The organism is Bacillus sp. FSL H8-0547 (assembly GCA_038002745.1).
GTDB lineage: Bacteria > Bacillota > Bacilli > Bacillales > Bacillaceae > Bacillus_P.
Window position 1 is genome coordinate 3,882,647 of record JBBODD010000001.1, and the last position, 17,897, is coordinate 3,900,543.

Consider the following 17,897-nt stretch of genomic DNA (forward strand, 5'->3'; position numbering starts at 1 on the left):
ATGGAAAAAAGCCGCTGAATAGAGCGGCTTTTCTTCTGTCCTTATTTGTATGGCATACCTGGATAAGGAGTCCATTTGTATGTTTTGTTTAAAAATGAGGCGATTTGCCCGTATGTGGTACGGTTTTCTGTGAAAATACTTTTCATAGTCTGTTTAGGAAAATGATAGACGATCACTGCGTCGTTTGTCATATACAGAGCTTTTGTTCCCCAGTTCAAATAGTCCAGAATGTGGGTGTCGTTAAAGGTGACACCTTTGCCGTATACAATTTGAAGACCGGTGTGGTAGAACTGCGCAAAATTAGTAGAGTGAATAATCCAATTGTAATCAAGATGAGTATTTCCGTAATAATTGGAGTGGACACAAGCCGCATCGAACCCAAACTCCCTGCATTTGATGGCACCGTAGGATCCTAAGAACGGCAGCCAAAAAGAGTAAACGTTCTTTTCCTTCGTATAGCTGGTAAAGCCGGTTACAACAGGCTCATCATTCTCCTGAATCGAGCCGCGCTGCCACAAAAACCCTTTAAAATCAAGCTTTGACAAACTGGCTTTTTCTTTTTCCCATCTTGAAAGGAACTGATCGATCCACCATTTAACAGCCAGCAGGCGGTCATCATTTGAAGAGAAATCCAGTTTCTTTCCATTAACTGAACCGAAATCTTTCTGATGGTGAGCAGGGTATGGAACGGCTGCCCATACTTCAGTCCGTTCAAGAGCTGTCTGATTCAGTGCATAAAGATTTGCATCTTTTTTAAAGAAGTGCTCAATCGCAAGGGTCCAGTCCGCTACATCCGCCTGCTCGCCGAAGCCGGTGAACATCGGGTGAATAAAATGGTCTTTTCTGAAAGAAACAGGATTAAAGATAAAACTTTTGAATAAAGATTGAGGTGTAGCAGGATTTTCCTGATTAGTCTGATAAAATGCTAATTCATCGGCCGTCCAGTCTGTTCTGTCATGACTTGAAATGCCCCCGCATGGAAGCATGCAAATCGATTTGTGGATGGAAAGCTCACTTGCCGTTAAATATCCAGACAACGTGCAATCACTCCTTTAAGTGTCATTCCTGTACAGCATATGGCGCTTTACTATAAAAGGTTATGTGTGAAAACATCAATTTTATAACCTTTCTTTCGGAGACGGAATAAGATATGCGAGAAGGAGTGTTGTAAATGAAGATTGTCCATTGCCCAACTGAAATTGCCGGACAGATGGGTACTCTGTGCAATGAATTAAGAAAAAAAGGGTATGATGCAGCAGGGTTTAACTGGTTTCACAGCTATATTAACTATGATCATTCCCATGTTGTTAATACTGATTTATTTGAGCTTAAAAATGTTGTATCAGACATTGTCGCAAATGCAGATGTTCTCCATTTTCATAATGGGAATACATTTCTAACGGGTAATTATGACCTGCCGAGTCTTGCGGAAACAGGCAAAAAATTGATCATGCAGCATTGGGGATCAGATGTGCGCACAGCCGGAAACGTGAAGAAATACAATCCATATCCACTTCCGATCGGATATTATTCGGATGAAAAAATTCATGAGCACCTTGCATTCAACTCCAAATACATTAAGACAGCCATTGTTCAGGACGGAGAAATGATCAACCACGTCGCCGATTTCTATGAGAAAGTTTATATTATGCCGCTCGCCTGCAACCTTGATAAGTTCAGTCCTAGATACCCTGGAGAAAACAAAGTGCCTGTCATCATCCATGCTCCTACAAACCGTGAGTTTAAAGGATCAGAACATGTAGAAGCTGCCATTGATAAAATTAAGGGGAAAGTACCGTTTGACTATCAGATGGTTGAAAAGAAAAGCCATAAAGAAGCTCTTGCCATGTACAGCGGATCGGACATCATCATCGATCAGATCATGTGCGGATCATACGGCATGCTGAGTGTGGAGGGAATGGCAATGGGCAAGGTTGTGGTTGCGTTCGTGAGGGATGATGTGAAGGAGAAATTTCCAAGTGAACTTCCAATCGTCATCGCCAATCCTGATAACCTCGACCAGGTGCTCATGGATCTTTTAAAAGACCGGAGTCGCATGACGGAAATCGGAAAAGCAAGCAGAAAATATGCTGAAAAGTACCATGCAAGCAGCGTCGTTGCCGATTACCTTCTCGAGATTTACAAATCATTGTAAGGAGCTGATCAGAATGCTTGATAAAAACATTAAAATTATGCATGCTCCTGTAGAGATTGCGGGGCAAGTAGGCCTGATCAGCTCCCAGCTCAGAAAATACGGGTATCAATCCGGAGCGTATAATTTCTTTATCAGTTACCTGGATTACAAGCAAACGTTTAATACTGACGCTTTTGAGTTAATGGAGATCTTTGAAAATTCATTTGATCATTATGACATTTACCATCTTCACAACGGCTATTCGTTTATGGACAGCTACAAGGATCTTGAACTATTAAAACAGGCAGGGAAAAAAATCATTATGCATCACAGGGGAAATGATGTGAGAGCTCCTAAACTTGCGAGAAAGGGAGCTAACTACGAAAACCCTTATGTGAATACAGAAGCGTCCCATGATGCCGAAAAAATTCATAACAGCCTGCAGCTGTTTGCAGAAGTGGCGGACGCTGCGATTGTCCAGGATCATGAATTATACGAGTATGTGAAAGAGTACTATCATGCCAGAAAAAAGAAAGTCTATATTCTCCCAAGACTGATTGAAACAGATAAGTATATTCCTGTGTATCCAGCTAAAACGAAAAAACCGCTGATTGTTCATGCACCGACTCTTCCAAAGTTCAAAGGGACGGAGCAGATTGAGCAGACGATTGAAAAGCTGAAGGCGAAATTTTCCTTTGAATATATCCGTGTAGAAAAAATGAGCCATGAAGAAGCGGTTGCCGTTTATAAGCGTGCGGACATTGTCATCGATCAAATTCTGTGCGGGGCATATGGAAATCTGAGTGTGGAAGCCATGGCGCTCGGCAAGCCGGTTGTCTGCTACATCCGCCCGGATATTAAGGAAAACCTTCCTCAAAGTCTGCCGATTGTTTCAGCAAATCCCGATACGCTATATCAGGAACTTAAAGGTCTTCTTAAAAACACTGATCGATTTAAAGAACTTGGCATGGCGGGCAGGAAATATGTAGAAAGGTATCATGAAGCTTCTGTAGTCATGCCGTTTCTGCTGGATATTTATAAGGAAGTTTCCTCGTAAAGGAGTGGCTGTATGATTCATCCTTCAGCAAAAATCGGAAACAATGTCGTCCTCGGTGAGCATGTTGTCATTGAAGAAAATGTTGAAATTGGCAATGACGCCGAAATCGGCCATCATGTTATCATCAAAAAAGACACTAAGATTGGAAACAGGGTGCAAATCGGCGACTTGTCCGTTCTTGGGAAAACAACATCCAAAAACAAAAAAATGGCGCGCAAGCCCGGAGCAGCTCTTACTCCGCTTGTCATTGAAGATGACGTGCGCATCGGCTGCAGCACGGTGCTGTACAGGAACCTGCTGCTGAAGCAAGGGGCTTTTGTCGGTGATCTCTCAAGCATCCGTGAAAAAGTGGAGGTAGGAGAGGATTCAATCATCGGCAGGAATGTCATCGTAGAGACAAATACGCTGATTGGAAACAGAGTCACTGTCCAGACCGGCTGCTATGTAACCGCTGATATGATTATTGAGGATAACGTTTTTCTTGGGCCATGTGTATCAACCTCCAATGATAAATACATGGGCGCCGGAAACTATCCTTATCAGGGGCCAATTATTAAAAGGGGTGCAAAGATCGGCAATAATGCAACACTGCTTCCGGGGATTACGATTCATGAAGATGCCGTTGTTGGGGCAGGAGCTGTCGTAACCAAGGATGTGGCCGCGAATAAGACATCGGTTGGAAACCCTGCAAGAGTCATTAAATAAGTGGTAAAACCCCTGCCGGCATCAGCAGGGGTTATTTTGTGCAGATTGATAGATGTTTTGAATGAGCGGGCAAACGGCGGATGAGTCATGATGCTTTTCTGCATATATCCTGCTTTTTCTGCCTGTCTCGGGAAAACCATCCCGGTTTTGCAGCAGGTTTTCCAGCACAGAGCCTATTGTATCCGGATTTGCAGTAATAATTGGCAGGCCTTTTGGATAGTGATGCTGCATTTCATCTGAAATATAGCAGACGACCGGCTTGCCAAGTGCCATAGATTCGACGCTGAATAGACCGTAGCTGCCGATATGGAGCTGATCAATAATGACATCTGCTTTTTCGTAGATCTTTTTAGCTTCTTTGTGGCTCATACCCTGCACAAGCCGAAACTGAAAGCTGTATGTTTCTTTCAGCTTATCAATTGCCTTGAGGATGTGGGCGGTTCCTTTAATATAAGGAGAAGTCGGAGCATGAACAAAAAGCGGCATATCATTTTTGTTGTTTGCCGCGGCAGGCTGATAAGTTGTCAGGTCTATGGCTGATGGAACAATATGGACATGTTCATAGTAGTCTTTTACATACGGATATAGCTCATAATCAGGAATGATGCAGTGCTTAATGTGACCGGAGAGCGTCTGCAGTTTTTGCTGAATAGCCCGCTCATTATTTGTTTTAACGAGAGCATAAGGATTTGATTTTAAAGCGATCGAGTGCATTCTTACATCACTCCCCCAATGGTGCATGACCATTGGCTTTTTTGCATCATTCAGCAACTGGAAGTCAGAATAATCAAAGGTCATGGTTGTTCCGAAATGAAAATGGAACAAATCATACTTCATGATCATTTCTTCAGCAAGCTTTCTGAGTTTAATATTAAGTTCAGTGGTGCTGCGCTGATTTCTTAAGTCCCATGTGTAGTCATTTTGAAAATTCAAGTAGTACGGATAGTAGTTCAGCGAATCACTTACTATCCCCATTTTTCTTAATCCTTTTGACAAGGTATTCATCTGATTGGCGATTTCAATGGATCCATGCAGAACATGTAAGGAGGATTTATCCGTTTGAAAATGCTGTTGGATCAGCTTTGAAAACATGCTTTCTTCCGGACATTCTTCTCTTCCTCTAAAGAGCCAGAGCCACGCTTGTGGGTACTGGGCATTACCCGATGACACAGCAGCGTTCAGCATATATTCCCTGCTTTTCGTATTTTTCATTTTGTTTTCCAAAATAGCCTCATTTAAGGACGGAAGATTAAGAATGTGTAAGATATCATCCTGAAGATTTTTCATGAAGTCCCCCTGATGAAGTAGTTTTCTTATATATATGCAAAATTATTTGGTTGAAAAGCAAAAGATTTTGCATATATACAGTGTGTAAATCAGAAATGGATGTTTGGCCTAACACTCCCATTGTTTTATTTCCATAAAGTAAATAAGACGCATGTTTTTTGGCGAGTAGGAGGCGAGAATTTGACTATACAAAACAGAATCATAAATGGCGGTTTCGAAACGGGAAGTCTGTCTCCCTGGACAGGGCAGAACGCATCGATTACCTCAGCCCAAGCACACAGCGGTTTTTTCTCAGCCAGCTTGCTTGGCGGCTCTGCCAACTCATTTATATTACAGAGAGTTGCTGCAAATCCGGGAGAAACCTTTGAGCTTATCGTATCTTTAGCGAAAAATGGAAATCTTCCAAGTGGTCCTGTAACTCTCCAAGTTTCTTATTATTCGGCTGCAAATGCGTTTTTAGGATATGGCGTCATTACCAATATTACCGCAAATAATCTGCCTACAGCCGGGAATGATACCTGGCTTGAGGTATATCAGACAACAACTCCAGCACCGCCTGGGACAACAAATGCACTTGTATTGATCAATAAACTTCCACAGGCAAATACAGCTGATATCCTCGTCGATGACGTAGCGCTGTTAAGTTCAGCAGGTGCCGGAGGAGTGACTGGAGCCACGGGCCCTGCCGGAGCTACTGGTGCTACGGGACCGGCGGGAGTTACAGGTGCAACTGGTGCTACGGGACCTGCTGGAACTACAGGTGCGACTGGTGCTACGGGAGCTACGGGAGCTACGGGAGCAACAGGTGCAACCGGAGCAACGGGAGCAACAGGAGCAACGGGAGCAACGGGAGCAACAGGAGCAACGGGAGCAACGGGAGCAACAGGAGCGACTGGAGCAACAGGTGCAACGGGAGCCACAGGTGCAACGGGAGCCACAGGAGCGACTGGAGCAACAGGTGCAACGGGAGCCACAGGTGCAACGGGAGCCACAGGAGCGACTGGAGCAACAGGTGTAACAGGAGCAACCGGAGCCACAGGAGCGACTGGAGCAACAGGAGCAACAGGAGCCACAGGAGCTACAGGTGCAACTGGAGCCACAGGAGCTCCGGGTGCAACCGGAGCCACAGGAGCTACGGGTGCAACCGGAGCCACAGGTGCAACGGGAGCAACCGGAGCCACAGGAGCGACTGGAGCCACAGGTGCAACGGGAGCCACAGGAGCCACAGGAGCTACGGGTGCAACCGGAGCCACAGGAGCAACGGGAGCAACAGGAGCGACTGGAGCAACAGGAGCAACGGGAGCAACGGGAGCTACGGGAGACACAGGAGCAACAGGAGCAACGGGTGCAACCGGAGCCACAGGAGCAACCGGAGCTACAGGTGCCACAGGGGAAAGAGGTCCAACAGGTCCAACAGGCCCGGCTCAGCCAGTTAGTTCTTCAATTTTTGACATCCAGCAAACAGCTGCAGTACCAATCACTGTGGGTGTTGAGACAACCGTAACAACGGTTACATTATCTGTCGCTACTGGTAATAAAATGAAAGTGGATAACAATGTGCAGTTGGCATTTGTTACAACGGCGAACTGGAGTATTGTTTATAATATGAGGATTAGAAGAGATGGAGTGCTCATAGAAGAGTTGACGACTTCACGATCAGGAAGCCCTTCAGGCACGCAAAGATTTTTAAATGCAAATACGCTTGTAGACACCGCGCCTTCAACTAATGCAAGCAGCTCTTACACGGTCAGTATTTTAGTAACTACAGCATCAAACGTAACAAGTGTCAGTGCAGAAACAAGAACTCAAAACATTATCAGGTTTGTATAATCTTTTAGATTAGAGATTTATATGATTGATGGATATAGCTGACTTATAAGTTTCGTTAGAAAGCGATACGATCAAGTCAGCTTATTTGTTTACTATTTATCTATTTCATGAAGTTAACCTATAGCCAAATTAATAGTTTTACATACTATAAAGAGAATGCTGACTGAAAGTTAATAGAATACATTTAAACGGAGGAATGCAAGTGACGTTAGTTAATAGAATTACGAATAGCAGTTTTGAGTCTGGAGATTTTGGTTCATGGATTCCATTCAATGCAGAGATTACAAGGGAATATTCACACAGTGGATATTTTGCAGCAAGATTAACAGGTGATTTTCAAAATGGATATGTGTTTCAAATCGTGGAAGCGAATCCTGGTGAGCGGTACGAGCTGAAAGTATCTTTGGCCAGAACCAGTGTGGAATTCAGTGCGCCAATAACACTGTCGGTAGCGTTTTATGACGATGAGTTTACCTTCATTGAATATGGTCTGATAACAGTTATCGACCAAGAAAGAATTCCTTTTATAGGGAACGAAGGCTGGCAGGAAATTTATCAACTTACCTCAATAGCTCCGCTCGGGAGTGCGCAAGCATTGGTTCTTGTTGATAACCTCCCTCGTATATCTTCTTCAGATGTTTTAGTCGATGATGTATTTTTGAGTACAGTTGAAAGCTTTTTGGGCCCGACTGGTTCAACTGGTGGACCTACAGGAGCTCCTGGACCTACAGGAGCAGCAGGACCTACAGGAGCTCCTGGACCTACAGGAGAAGCTGGGCCAACAGGAGCACCGGGACCTACAGGAGCTGGTGGAGGGGCAACTGGACCAGCTGGACCTACGGGGCCGCAAGGGTTGCCGGGGGTAACTGGAGCTACAGGACCTACAGGTGAAGGTGTGACCCAAAACTCAATGTCCGCTTCAAATACAAGTGGTTCGGTTATTGCTGTGGTTCTAGGGGGCACGGATGTTCCGCTTCCAGATAATCAGAGTCTTGATAGTTTTACTGCTAATGGGGCAAATACATCTTTCACTGTGCCTGCAGCAGGAAGGTATTATCTTTCTTACCAGGTTAACACAACAGCGGCTCTGCTGCTGAGTTCACGACTTGTCTTAAACGGTAATCCGATTCCAGGCTCTATTTTTACTCCTGCATTAAGTGTTTCACAATTTAACAATCAGCTTATTGTGAATTTGGCTGCAGGGGACACTCTCTCACTTCAGCTATTCGGGCTTCTGGGTGCAGCCACATTAAGCAGCGACGGTTCTACTGGTGCAGTGTTAACAGCGATCCGTCTGCAATAGGCGGATTTAATTGGCTGCCGTAAAGTCAGAATTTTGACTTTGCGGCAGCCTTTTTTTGGTATTAAAAGAGATTCAAGCAATTTGGTGTTTTAGTAATAGATAGAAGTCCATTCAACATGACAGCTTGCACATATAATAATCTGTAAGATTATATTTAGGTACTATTGAAGATTGGAGGTTATGAAGTGTCCATTGAAAATCTTGTTATAAATGGCGGATTTGAATCGGGAACATTGACGCCATGGATCGGGCTGAATGCTTCTGTAAATACATTGTTTCCCCACAGCGGCTTTCGGTCTGTAAGATTGCTTGGGGGAAATGTCAATTCATTTGTTTACCAGCTTGTTGACGTAGATCCAGGTGATTCGTTTGAAATGGTTGTTTCGCTGACGAAATCAAGTGGTCTGCCTTCACCGCCTATGACACTTGCAGTCAATTATTATGATGCTTCTTTTACGTTCTTGGGGTACGGACTTATTACTAATATTGCTTCAAACACAATTCCTCTCTCTGAAAACGATACATGGATAGAGGTTTATCAGACAACATCAGCTGCTCCTGCAGGAACTGTTCATGCGATGGTGCTGGTCAACAAACTGCCTTTAGCCGGAACTGCAGATATTTACGTCGATGACATTTCTTTAATTGGAACGTTGGCAGGCGGAGGTGCTACTGGACCAACTGGAGCCACAGGAGCAACTGGAGCCACAGGAGTAACTGGAGCTACAGGAGCTACAGGAGCAACGGGAGCAACGGGAGCAACTGGAGCAACTGGAGCAACTGGAGCCACAGGAGCCACAGGAGCTACAGGAGCAACTGGAGCCACAGGAGCTACAGGAGTAACTGGAGCCACAGGGGCAACTGGTGTAACTGGAGCCACAGGAGTAACTGGAGCCACAGGAGTAACTGGAGCCACAGGGGTAACTGGAGCCACAGGAGCCACAGGAGTAACTGGAGCCATAGGAGCAACTGGAGTCACAGGAGCTACAGGAGCCACAGGAGCTACAGGAGCTACAGGAGCAACTGGAGTCACAGGAGCAACTGGAGTCACAGGAGCTACAGGAGCTACAGGAGCAACTGGAGTCACAGGAGCTACAGGAGCAACTGGAGCTACAGGAGCAACGGGAGCAACTGGAGTCACAGGAGCTACAGGAGCCACAGGAGCCACAGGAGCTACAGGAGCAACTGGAGCAACTGGAGCTACAGGAGCTACAGGAGCAACTGGAGTCACAGGAGCAACGGGAGCAACGGGAGCAACTGGAGTCACAGGAGCAACGGGAGCAACTGGAGCAACGGGAGCAACGGGAGCAACTGGAGCTACAGGAGCAACTGGAGCTACAGGAGCAACTGGAGCTACAGGAGCAACTGGAGCTACAGGAGCAACTGGAGCCACAGGAGTAACTGGAGCAACTGGAGCCACAGGGGCAACTGGAGCTACAGGAGCAACTGGAGCCACAGGAGTAACTGGAGCAACTGGAGCCACAGGGGCAACTGGAGCAACTGGAGCCACAGGGGCAACTGGAGCTACAGGAGTAACTGGAGCCACAGGAGTAACTGGAGCCACAGGAGTAACTGGAGCAACTGGAGCCACAGGAGTAACTGGAGCCACAGGAGCAACGGGAGTCACAGGAGCTACAGGAGCAACTGGAGCCACAGGAGTAACTGGAGCTACAGGAGCAACCGGAGTCACAGGAGCAACTGGTGTAACTGGAGCCACAGGAGTAACTGGAGCCACAGGGGTATTTGATCCCGATGCAACCATTGAGAACGTTGGTCCGGAAGTTAGTTCGCAATTTTCTGAGCTTAGAACCGCAGAAAGGACTCCAGTAATTGAGCTTACTTCCGTTTATGGAATTTCCGTTTTAAGAGACACCATTAGTACTTCTGGTACTGGGGCTGTAACAAATGATGGAACAGAATATCTTGTAACTACCTCAGCTGGTGGCGGTGACTTCGCAACTTTAGACAGTGCTGAACGAGGCAGATATCAGCCGGGCTATGCGTGTGAGGCAGGAATTGGAATCAGGCTCCCTGCTGCACCTGCTGGCAACCAAGTCGCTCGCTGGGGATACTTTGATGATGAGAATGGGTATTTCTTCGGGCAGGATGCTGTAAATGGTATTTTTGTTGCGATTAGGCGAGCAGGAACAGACACAATCATTCCGCAGACGAGCTGGAATGTTGACCCTCTCGATGGCACAGGTCCAAGCGGAGCAACACTAAATCTAGCTTCAGGAAACATTTTTCAAATTGTTTATACATGGTACGGGTATGGAATTATTGAATTTAATGTTGTAATTCCCAATGTCGTTACCCTTGCCCAGGAAGTCATAACAGTAAACCGGTTTGATCCTGTTGCACAAACAAGTATTGCTGATCCAAATCAGCCGTTGAGAGCACAAGTTACTAACAACGGAACTGCTTCCCCTCTGACTTTGTATGTAGGAGGGAGACAATACAGCATTATTGGCAACTATAATCCTGTTTACAGGATCACTTCTGACCGGAGAACAGTTACTGCAACCGGAACGCTGACTCCTATCATTTCGTTTCAGAGAAAACCAGTCTTTCCTGCAGGATCAGGAAGAGCAAATTCCGTAAGTGTAAAGCTTGAAGGAATCGATTTGGTTACTTCAGATGATATTTATTACCAAATCATTCTTGATGGCACGATTAATGGTACTTTCGTGAATTTTCCTACAGCAACAACAAATATTCCAGTTAATGAAACAGCTCTTCTTGTTAACAACACGCTGACAACGATTACTGGAGGCCAGGTCATACTGCAGGGATTGGCTGCTGGCGTAGCAGGTTCAAGCAGGATATTAGCTTCAGCTCTTCTTCTTGATTTCGAACTTCCGGATGACTCCACAGTCACACTTGCGGTAGCCAATCTCCTTGGCGGATCTAATTCAGTGACCGCAGCATTCAGAGTAACGGAGGAGTGGTAGATGAGATACTGTCATCGATTAAAAAGGAGTGATATAAATGGCTGATATACGGATTACCAATGTAGGTCCCAATGTCAGTTCTCAGTTCAGCGAACTTATGACCTCCAGTAAGACTTCCATCATTGAACTTGTCTCTACGTATGGCATTTCAGATTTGAGAGATATTGTATCTACTGCAGGTACAGGAACCGTTTCCAATGATGCGACTGAATATCTATTGAATACGTCTGCAGCCGCAGATTCAGCCATTCTTGACAGTGCGCAAAGAGGCAGATATGAGCCTGGATATGCGTGCGAAACTGGAATTGCCGTCAGGCAGCCCGCTGCCCCGGTTGGAAATCAAGTGGCTCAGTGGGGGCTTTACGATGATGAAAACGGCGCATTCTTCGGGAACAGCAGCTCGGGTTTTTATGTAGGCATCAGAAGAGCTGGGACAGACACAATCATTCCGCAGGCATCCTGGAATGTGGACACTCTTAACGGTTCAGGTCCGAGCAATGAAGTACTGGATCTGACGGAGGGGTTCATTTTTCAGATCGTGTTTACTTGGTACGGTTATGGAATTGTTGAGTTTCGTGTCGTTGTTTCTGATCCTGTTACTCTTGCACAGCAAGTTTTTACTGTACACAGATATGATCCAGCAGGCCAAACGAGTTTTACAGACCCAAATCTTCCGCTAAGAGCAGAAGTATCTAACAACGGGACAGCCGGAAATTTTGATCTTTACGTCGGAGGAAGGCAGTACAGCATTATTGGTAAGTTTGAGCCTGTTTACCGGAATACTTCTGAAAGAAGAACGTTATCCAACATTCCTACAACACTGATACCTGCTATTTCTTTTACAAGAAAAGCGGAGTTTCCTGCAGGTTCCGGCAGGCCGAACTCTGTACAGGTATTGTTTGAATCTGCAGAAATCATCACAAATGTTGATCTGGCATTCCAGATTATTGTCGGCGGAACGGTTAACGGTACATTTGCAGCTTATCCCACAGCTACGACCAACATTCCGAACAATGAAACAGCTCTCCTTGTTAACACAACCTCAACAACAATAACGGGAGGGGAAGTTGTTTTCCAGGGACTCGCAGCTGCAGGGTCTGGGACTGGAACCCGTGTCCTTACAACTGAACTACTGCTGGATACAGAGCTTCCGGACGATGAAATCGTTACGCTGGCTGTTGCCAGAGTCAGCGGATCCGGAACGAATACGGTCACAGCAATGTTCAGAGTTACAGAGAACTGGTAAAAAACAGCGTGTGAAACCTGCAGTATTTATATGCAGGTTTTTTTACTGCAAGTGTACAAATCCCTTCAGCATAAAATCATTGTTAGAGGATAGTACTTACAAGGGAGAGATAAGATGGTAACCATCAGCTTATGCATGATCGTCAAAAATGAAGAAGAAGTTTTGGCACGCTGTCTGGACTGCGTAAAAGATATTGTGGATGAAATCAACATTGTAGATACGGGCTCGACAGATAAAACGGTTGAAATTGCCAAGCAGTATACAGACCGGATATTTCACCATGAATGGACCGGTTTTGCCCCGGCACGAAATGAGTCATTCAGGCACGCGACTAAGGAGTATATTTTCTATCTGGATGCAGACGATATTTTGTCTGAAGAGGATCAGGAGAAATTAAAGAAATTAAAGGAAACGCTAGATCCTGCGGTTGATTCCGTGTCCATGTTCTATAATGCCGGAACCGATGAGTTCGGAAATGTGACTCTACGCTACAGACGGAACAGACTTGTGAAAACATCGAAAAACTACAAGTGGGAGGGAGATGTCCATAATTATCTGAATGTCACAGGCAACATTATTAATTCAGATATCGCCATTACCCATAAAAAAACAGGGCATGCGGTCGGCCGTAATTTGAATATTTACAAGATGAAAATTGAACGCGGAGACGTATTCGGTGCAAGAGATTACTTTTACTACGGCAATGAATTGCGCGAGAACGGTCATTATCAGGAAGCGATCGAAGCATATACGAAAAATATTGACTTGAAAGAAGGGTGGGTTGAGGATAAAGTTTATGCCTGCATCAACAGAGCGGACTGCTACCGGTTTTTGGGAGACCTGGACCAGGAATTAAAGTCTCTTTTTGCATCGTTTGCTTTTTCAAAAACACCTAGGTCCGAAACGTGCAGCCGGATTGGCTACAATTTTCAGCGGAAAAAAGACTACAAATCAGCTATCTACTGGTACGAAAGAGCGGTAGAGGAAGTGCCGGATGAAAACAGGTGGAGTTTCAGCTATCCTGCCTACTCAACATGGTATCCGCATCTTCAGATGTGTGTCTGCTATGACAGGCTCGGTGAGACAGAAAAAGCGTATCAGCATAATGAAGAAGCCAGAAAATACAGGCCGGAAGACAAAAGTGTGCTGAGCAATAAAGCTTATTTTGAAAAAAAACTCGGAAAATGAGCAAAGAAAAAAAGCCTGTGAGGGCTTTTTTCTTTGTTTAGAACAGTTTAGGAAGTCCTGTGAAGAGTGAATATCCTCCCATGATGGCCATGGCAACAACGATCACTGCTCCAAAAATAGTAAGCCAGACAGGATGTTTGTAATCACCGACAAGCTTCACTTTATGAGCCGCAATCAGCATGACGCCAAGGGCAAGAGGCAGGATTAATCCGTTCAGGGAACCGGCTAAAATCAAGATTTTTACCGGCTGGCCGATGCTAACAAATACGGCAGTTGAAATGGCAATAAAACCGACAATAAACCATTTGTGGTATTTTTCAATCACAGGGCTGAATGTCCGGATGAAGGAAACAGATGTATAAGCTGCGCCGACGACAGATGTGACGGCTGCTGCCCACATGATGACACCAAACATTTTGTATCCTGCGTTGCCCGCTGCATACTTAAAGACAGAGGCAGGCGGATTGGCAGGATCCAGCTGAAGTCCCTGAGAAACGATGCCAAGTGTCGCAAGGAAAAGGAAAACTCTCATTAGAGAAGCAATGCCGATGGCAGAGATTGAGCTCTTCGTTACTTGAGGAAGAGCAGCCTTTCCTTTAATTCCTGCTTCCAAAAGGCGGTGACCCCCGGCAAATGTAATGTACCCTCCGACCGTTCCGCCGACAAGTGTTACAATGGCTAGAAAATCGATTTCATCAGGCACAAACGTTTTAACAGCTGCTTCTCCGACCGGCGGCTGTGCAGAAAACATCACATATACAGTGAGGGCAATCATGATAAAGCCCATTGCCTGAGCGAACCGGTCCATCACTTTCCCCGCTTCTTTAACCAGAAAAATACCGATGGCAACAATTCCGCTGAGCAGGGCGCCGAGTTCAGGCGAAACGCCGAAGATGACGTTTGTTCCAAGTCCCGCACCGCCGATATTCCCGATATTAAAAGCAAGTCCGCCAAGAACAATCAAAATGGCAAGAAACGTTCCAAGACCGGGCAGGACGGCATTCGCGATTTCCTGTGCGGGTTTTTCTGATACCGCAATAATTCTCCAGATGTTAAGCTGAGCCCCAATATCAATTAAAATGGACATTAAAATGACAAAACCAAAGCTTGCGGCAAGAGCCTGTGTAAAATGGGTGGTCTGAGTTAAAAAGCCTGGTCCTATGGCAGATGTCGCCATCAGGAATGCAGCTCCAAGAAGCAGACTGAAATTCGATTGTTGTTTCATCGCTGTACCTCCAGAATCTTATGTTAAAACGTCTAATGTGGAAAGAATCCTAATGCCCGACTCAGAAAGTCTTGCGTTTATGTAGCGTGCAAATTCAAGTGCATGTGTACCGTCACCGTGAATGCAGATTGTATCAGCTTTCAGGGATACCGTATTTCCAGCAGCAGAAATCACAGTGCCGTCCTGAACCATTTGGATGACCTGATCTGCAGCTGATTGATGATTTGTTATAAGTGCTTGTGGATCTTTTCTAGAAGTAAGAGTGCCGTCATCTTGATAGGTCCTGTCAGCGAAGACTTCATTTGCCGTCTTCAGACCGATTCTTTCTCCGGCTTTTACAAGCTCGCTTCCTGAAAGTCCGTAAAGGATAAGTTCAGGATTTACTTTGTAAACAGCTTCAGCTATCGCTTCAGAAATAAGTCGATTAACAGAAGCCATGTTATAAAGTGCCCCGTGCGGCTTAACATGATGCATTCTTCCGCCTTCTGAAGCGGTAAAAGCAGCAAGTGATCCGATTTGATAGACGACCAGATCATATATTTCCTGCGGCGTTAAATCCATGTTTCTTCTTCCGAAACCGGCAAGATCCTGAAAACCGGGATGTGCTCCAATCGCCACGTTTTTCTGAAGAGCAAGCTGTACAGTCTTTCTCATTGTGGATGGATCGCCTGCATGAAAACCGCATGCTATGTTTGCTGAAGTGATAAATCCGAGAATGTCTTCATCGCTTCCGATGGTGTATGCACCAAAGCTTTCTCCCATGTCACAGTTAATATCTACTTTCCGCATAGTCTCATCTCCCGGCATGTAATTTCAGATGAAGTCCTTCTTTTAAATGATGCAGCATTTTTTCTCTTTCAAGCAATTGCTTCTGGGCTTCATCTATAGAGATTTCTTTAAAGTGAATCGTATCTCCAGGCTTGAATTGGGCGAGGTATGGAAGATCAATCGATGCTGCCTGTCCGATTTTCGCATAGCCTCCGGTCGTTTGCCTGTCTGCAAGCAGGATGATTGGATTTCCATCCGCCGGAACCTGAATGGTGCCGAAGCTGACGGCTTCAGAAACCATTTCTTCTTTTTTCTTTAATTGGAGTTTCGGTCCTTCCAAGCGATAGCCCATTCTGTCTGATTGCGGAGTGATCTTGAACGGTTCAGAAAACAGTGCTTTTTTGCTTTCGTCTGAAAAATCACCGTATTGTCTTCCTTTCACCAGCTGTACTTTTTCTTCTTCTCTGACAAAAGGATGAAATTCGGGTGATACGGACCAGTCAAGTTCTGTATAAGGCGCCCTTTGCTGGAGCTGCGTGAGCCAAAAGTCAGCAAACGGTGATCTTTCGCCAATTTCGACTACATCCCCCGTTTCCAGCGCCCTGCCGTCAACTCCGCCAATTCCGGCCCTTAAATAGGTTGATTTGCTTCCCATGATTTTTTGAGTAAGATAACCGCCAGCGGCAGCAAGATAGGCTCTGCAGCCCTTTTTTACATGTCCAAAAGAGAGAATGCTTCCTTTTCTGATTAAAACGGGTCTCCACATTTTTACGGGCCTGCTGTCAATGTTAGGGGAAAAATCTCCGCCGCATATACTGATCAGTGCATCGTCCTGAAACTCAAACCGCGCACCGATCATCGTCATTTCAATGACTGCCTCATGTTCATCATTTCCAACGAGGAGATTGGCAATCCGGTGGGAGAGGGTATCCATTGATCCGCTTACAATGACTCCGTATTTTTGAAAGCCATAGCGTCCGAGGTCCTGCACGGTTGTAAGAAGACCCGGCTTTTTAACAAGCATGGTCATGGTCTCTTCTCCTTTTCATCCTTGAATTGTTCAGCTGTAATTGGTTTAAATGTGATCATATCTCCTGCTTTTAGTAGACTCGGAGATTCACTTTCAGGCTGAAAAAGCGGGAGGGGAGTCTGTCCGATGAGCTGCCATCCTCCTGGCGTTTCAATCGGATAAATGCCTGTTTGGTTCCCTGCAATTCCTACTGAACCTGCAGGAATCTTCGCTCTCGGAGTATCTTTTCTCGGTGCGGCAATTTTTTCTGACATTCCTCCAATGTAGGGAAAGCCAGGAGCGAAGCCGATCATGTAGACTAAATATTCTGTTCCTGAATGGATTCTGATGACTTCATCCTGAGTGAGGCTGTTATGTTCTGCAACGAATGCCAGATCAGGGCCAAACTCGCCTCCGTAGCAAACAGGGATTTCAATCTTTCTTCCTTCAGCTGGTTGAAGCGTGCTAATGTTTCTTAATGTGTCTTTTATGTAATCTGTTACCGTTTCATGGGGAAGTGCTTTTTTCGTATGGCTGTACACTTTGACAGGGTCATAAAGGATGGCAACCGTAGTAAAAGCAGGAATACACTCAATCATCCAGTCGGGCGATTGTTTTTCAAAAAATGAGAACACCTGCTGAACATGCTCGTGCACTTTATGATCAATCGTTTTACCAAACTCAATGACCACCGTACTGTCTCCCATATGATTCACTGTATAATCCATTTCTGCACCTCCTGAATTCTTTTTTGCAGATGTCATTCATCTTATAATAAGAAAGAAAACATTTCAAATTTACCGCTGCAATCGGGTTTGACAAAAGAGACGCTGTGACATACATTATAAATAGCTTTTATTTAAATTTTCCATACCATCATCCTCAAAAAAGGGGTTTTGTTATATGTTAGGTGCCGTTCTTAACTAATCCGTAATTTCATACGGTCTTTCAGGTAGCGCCAGCGCTCAAAATGTTGTAATTTAAGCGCTTATTTAATCATGCGCGTGAAGGATAAGTTAAGAACAAATCATAGCATATGAGAGGTACCTGCTCAGGGCTGTGTCTATTTGCACAGTTTTTTCTTTTTTCACCAAAGGATGAGCAGTATGGAAAATGAAAGCATTCCATTAACCATTTCAGCCGCAATGAACAGGTTTGTTCATTGCGGCTTTTTTGTGTTCATTTACTATTTGG

At 45.2% G+C, this 17,897-nt stretch carries 14 protein-coding genes; 8 read left to right on the forward strand and 6 right to left on the reverse strand.

Going from position 1 to position 17,897, the window contains the following annotated elements:
- Nucleotides 1–41: 41 nt before the first annotated feature.
- Nucleotides 42–1,037 (reverse strand): DUF4855 domain-containing protein, encoded by a 996-nt coding sequence (locus MHB63_19565; protein MEK3808728.1) that lies wholly within the window; start codon nucleotides 1,035–1,037, stop codon nucleotides 42–44.
- A 134-nt stretch (nucleotides 1,038–1,171) separates the two neighbouring features.
- Here MHB63_19565 and MHB63_19570 point away from each other — a divergent pair, with 134 nt between their 5' ends.
- The 3 genes from MHB63_19570 to MHB63_19580 are packed head-to-tail and all read left to right on the forward strand — an operon-like array spanning nucleotide 1,172 to nucleotide 3,896.
- The gene (locus tag MHB63_19570) at nucleotides 1,172–2,155 is read left to right on the forward strand and encodes a hypothetical protein (GenBank protein ID MEK3808729.1); all 984 of its coding nucleotides are present in this window, start codon (nucleotides 1,172–1,174) and stop codon (nucleotides 2,153–2,155) included.
- 13 nt (nucleotides 2,156–2,168) lie between these two features.
- Nucleotides 2,169–3,191, forward strand: a complete 1,023-nt coding sequence (locus MHB63_19575) for a glycosyltransferase family 1 protein (protein MEK3808730.1) — start codon at nucleotides 2,169–2,171, stop codon at nucleotides 3,189–3,191.
- A gap of 12 nt (nucleotides 3,192–3,203) precedes the next feature.
- Nucleotides 3,204–3,896: a DapH/DapD/GlmU-related protein gene (locus MHB63_19580; protein ID MEK3808731.1), complete on the forward strand. Its 693-nt coding sequence runs from the start codon at nucleotides 3,204–3,206 to the stop codon at nucleotides 3,894–3,896.
- 21 nt (nucleotides 3,897–3,917) lie between these two features.
- On the opposite strand, the gene MHB63_19585 is transcribed toward MHB63_19580, so the two are convergent.
- On the reverse strand, nucleotides 3,918–5,183 hold the full coding sequence (locus MHB63_19585; GenBank protein ID MEK3808732.1) for a glycosyltransferase: 1,266 nt from the start codon (nucleotides 5,181–5,183) through the stop codon (nucleotides 3,918–3,920).
- Nucleotides 5,184–5,363: 180 nt separating this feature from the next.
- On the opposite strand from MHB63_19585, the gene MHB63_19590 reads away from it, so the two are divergent.
- The 5 genes from MHB63_19590 (at nucleotide 5,364) to MHB63_19610 (ending at nucleotide 13,701) form a co-directional block, all read left to right on the forward strand.
- Nucleotides 5,364–7,013, forward strand: a complete 1,650-nt coding sequence (locus tag MHB63_19590; GenBank protein MEK3808733.1) for an NTTRR-F1 domain — start codon at nucleotides 5,364–5,366, stop codon at nucleotides 7,011–7,013.
- A 202-nt stretch (nucleotides 7,014–7,215) separates the two neighbouring features.
- On the forward strand, nucleotides 7,216–8,316 hold the full coding sequence (locus tag MHB63_19595; protein MEK3808734.1) for an NTTRR-F1 domain: 1,101 nt from the start codon (nucleotides 7,216–7,218) through the stop codon (nucleotides 8,314–8,316).
- 185 nt (nucleotides 8,317–8,501) lie between these two features.
- Nucleotides 8,502–11,267 carry an NTTRR-F1 domain gene (locus MHB63_19600; GenBank protein ID MEK3808735.1) on the forward strand — a complete coding sequence of 922 codons (2,766 nt, stop codon included), beginning with the start codon at nucleotides 8,502–8,504 and terminating at the stop codon, nucleotides 11,265–11,267.
- A 37-nt stretch (nucleotides 11,268–11,304) separates the two neighbouring features.
- Nucleotides 11,305–12,513, forward strand: coding sequence for a hypothetical protein (locus MHB63_19605; protein ID MEK3808736.1), 1,209 nt, complete (start codon nucleotides 11,305–11,307; stop codon nucleotides 12,511–12,513).
- A gap of 114 nt (nucleotides 12,514–12,627) precedes the next feature.
- Entirely contained in the window at nucleotides 12,628–13,701 is a 1,074-nt protein-coding gene (locus MHB63_19610) for a glycosyltransferase (GenBank protein ID MEK3808737.1), read from the forward strand.
- A gap of 37 nt (nucleotides 13,702–13,738) precedes the next feature.
- Here the strand turns inward: MHB63_19610 and MHB63_19615 are convergent, their stop codons facing one another.
- Genes MHB63_19615 through pxpB form a run of 4 tightly spaced genes read right to left on the reverse strand, consistent with a single transcriptional unit; the run spans nucleotide 13,739 to nucleotide 17,431 of the window.
- On the reverse strand, nucleotides 13,739–14,926 hold the full coding sequence (locus tag MHB63_19615; protein ID MEK3808738.1) for an NRAMP family divalent metal transporter: 1,188 nt from the start codon (nucleotides 14,924–14,926) through the stop codon (nucleotides 13,739–13,741).
- An 18-nt stretch (nucleotides 14,927–14,944) separates the two neighbouring features.
- Nucleotides 14,945–15,715 carry a 5-oxoprolinase subunit PxpA gene (locus tag MHB63_19620; protein MEK3808739.1) on the reverse strand — a complete coding sequence of 257 codons (771 nt, stop codon included), beginning with the start codon at nucleotides 15,713–15,715 and terminating at the stop codon, nucleotides 14,945–14,947.
- 4 nt (nucleotides 15,716–15,719) lie between these two features.
- Nucleotides 15,720–16,724 (reverse strand): biotin-dependent carboxyltransferase family protein, encoded by a 1,005-nt coding sequence (locus tag MHB63_19625; protein MEK3808740.1) that lies wholly within the window; start codon nucleotides 16,722–16,724, stop codon nucleotides 15,720–15,722.
- Nucleotides 16,721–17,431: a 5-oxoprolinase subunit PxpB gene (gene pxpB / locus MHB63_19630; protein MEK3808741.1), complete on the reverse strand. Its 711-nt coding sequence runs from the start codon at nucleotides 17,429–17,431 to the stop codon at nucleotides 16,721–16,723. Before pxpB ends, MHB63_19625 begins: the two co-directional genes overlap by 4 nt.
- Nucleotides 17,432–17,897 lie beyond the last annotated feature (466 nt).

Coding starts and splice junctions, on each gene's coding strand:
- MHB63_19625 (MEK3808740.1), bottom strand. CDS start 16,724: ATGACCATGCTTGTTAAAAAGCCGGGTCTTCTTACAACCGTGCAGGAC.
- MHB63_19575 (MEK3808730.1), top strand. CDS start 2,169: ATGCTTGATAAAAACATTAAAATTATGCATGCTCCTGTAGAGATTGCG.
- MHB63_19580 (MEK3808731.1), top strand. CDS start 3,204: ATGATTCATCCTTCAGCAAAAATCGGAAACAATGTCGTCCTCGGTGAG.
- pxpB (MEK3808741.1), bottom strand. CDS start 17,431: ATGGATTATACAGTGAATCATATGGGAGACAGTACGGTGGTCATTGAG.
- MHB63_19605 (MEK3808736.1), top strand. CDS start 11,305: ATGGCTGATATACGGATTACCAATGTAGGTCCCAATGTCAGTTCTCAG.
- MHB63_19615 (MEK3808738.1), bottom strand. CDS start 14,926: ATGAAACAACAATCGAATTTCAGTCTGCTTCTTGGAGCTGCATTCCTG.
- MHB63_19610 (MEK3808737.1), top strand. CDS start 12,628: ATGGTAACCATCAGCTTATGCATGATCGTCAAAAATGAAGAAGAAGTT.
- MHB63_19570 (MEK3808729.1), top strand. CDS start 1,172: ATGAAGATTGTCCATTGCCCAACTGAAATTGCCGGACAGATGGGTACT.
- MHB63_19620 (MEK3808739.1), bottom strand. CDS start 15,715: ATGCGGAAAGTAGATATTAACTGTGACATGGGAGAAAGCTTTGGTGCA.
- MHB63_19585 (MEK3808732.1), bottom strand. CDS start 5,183: ATGAAAAATCTTCAGGATGATATCTTACACATTCTTAATCTTCCGTCC.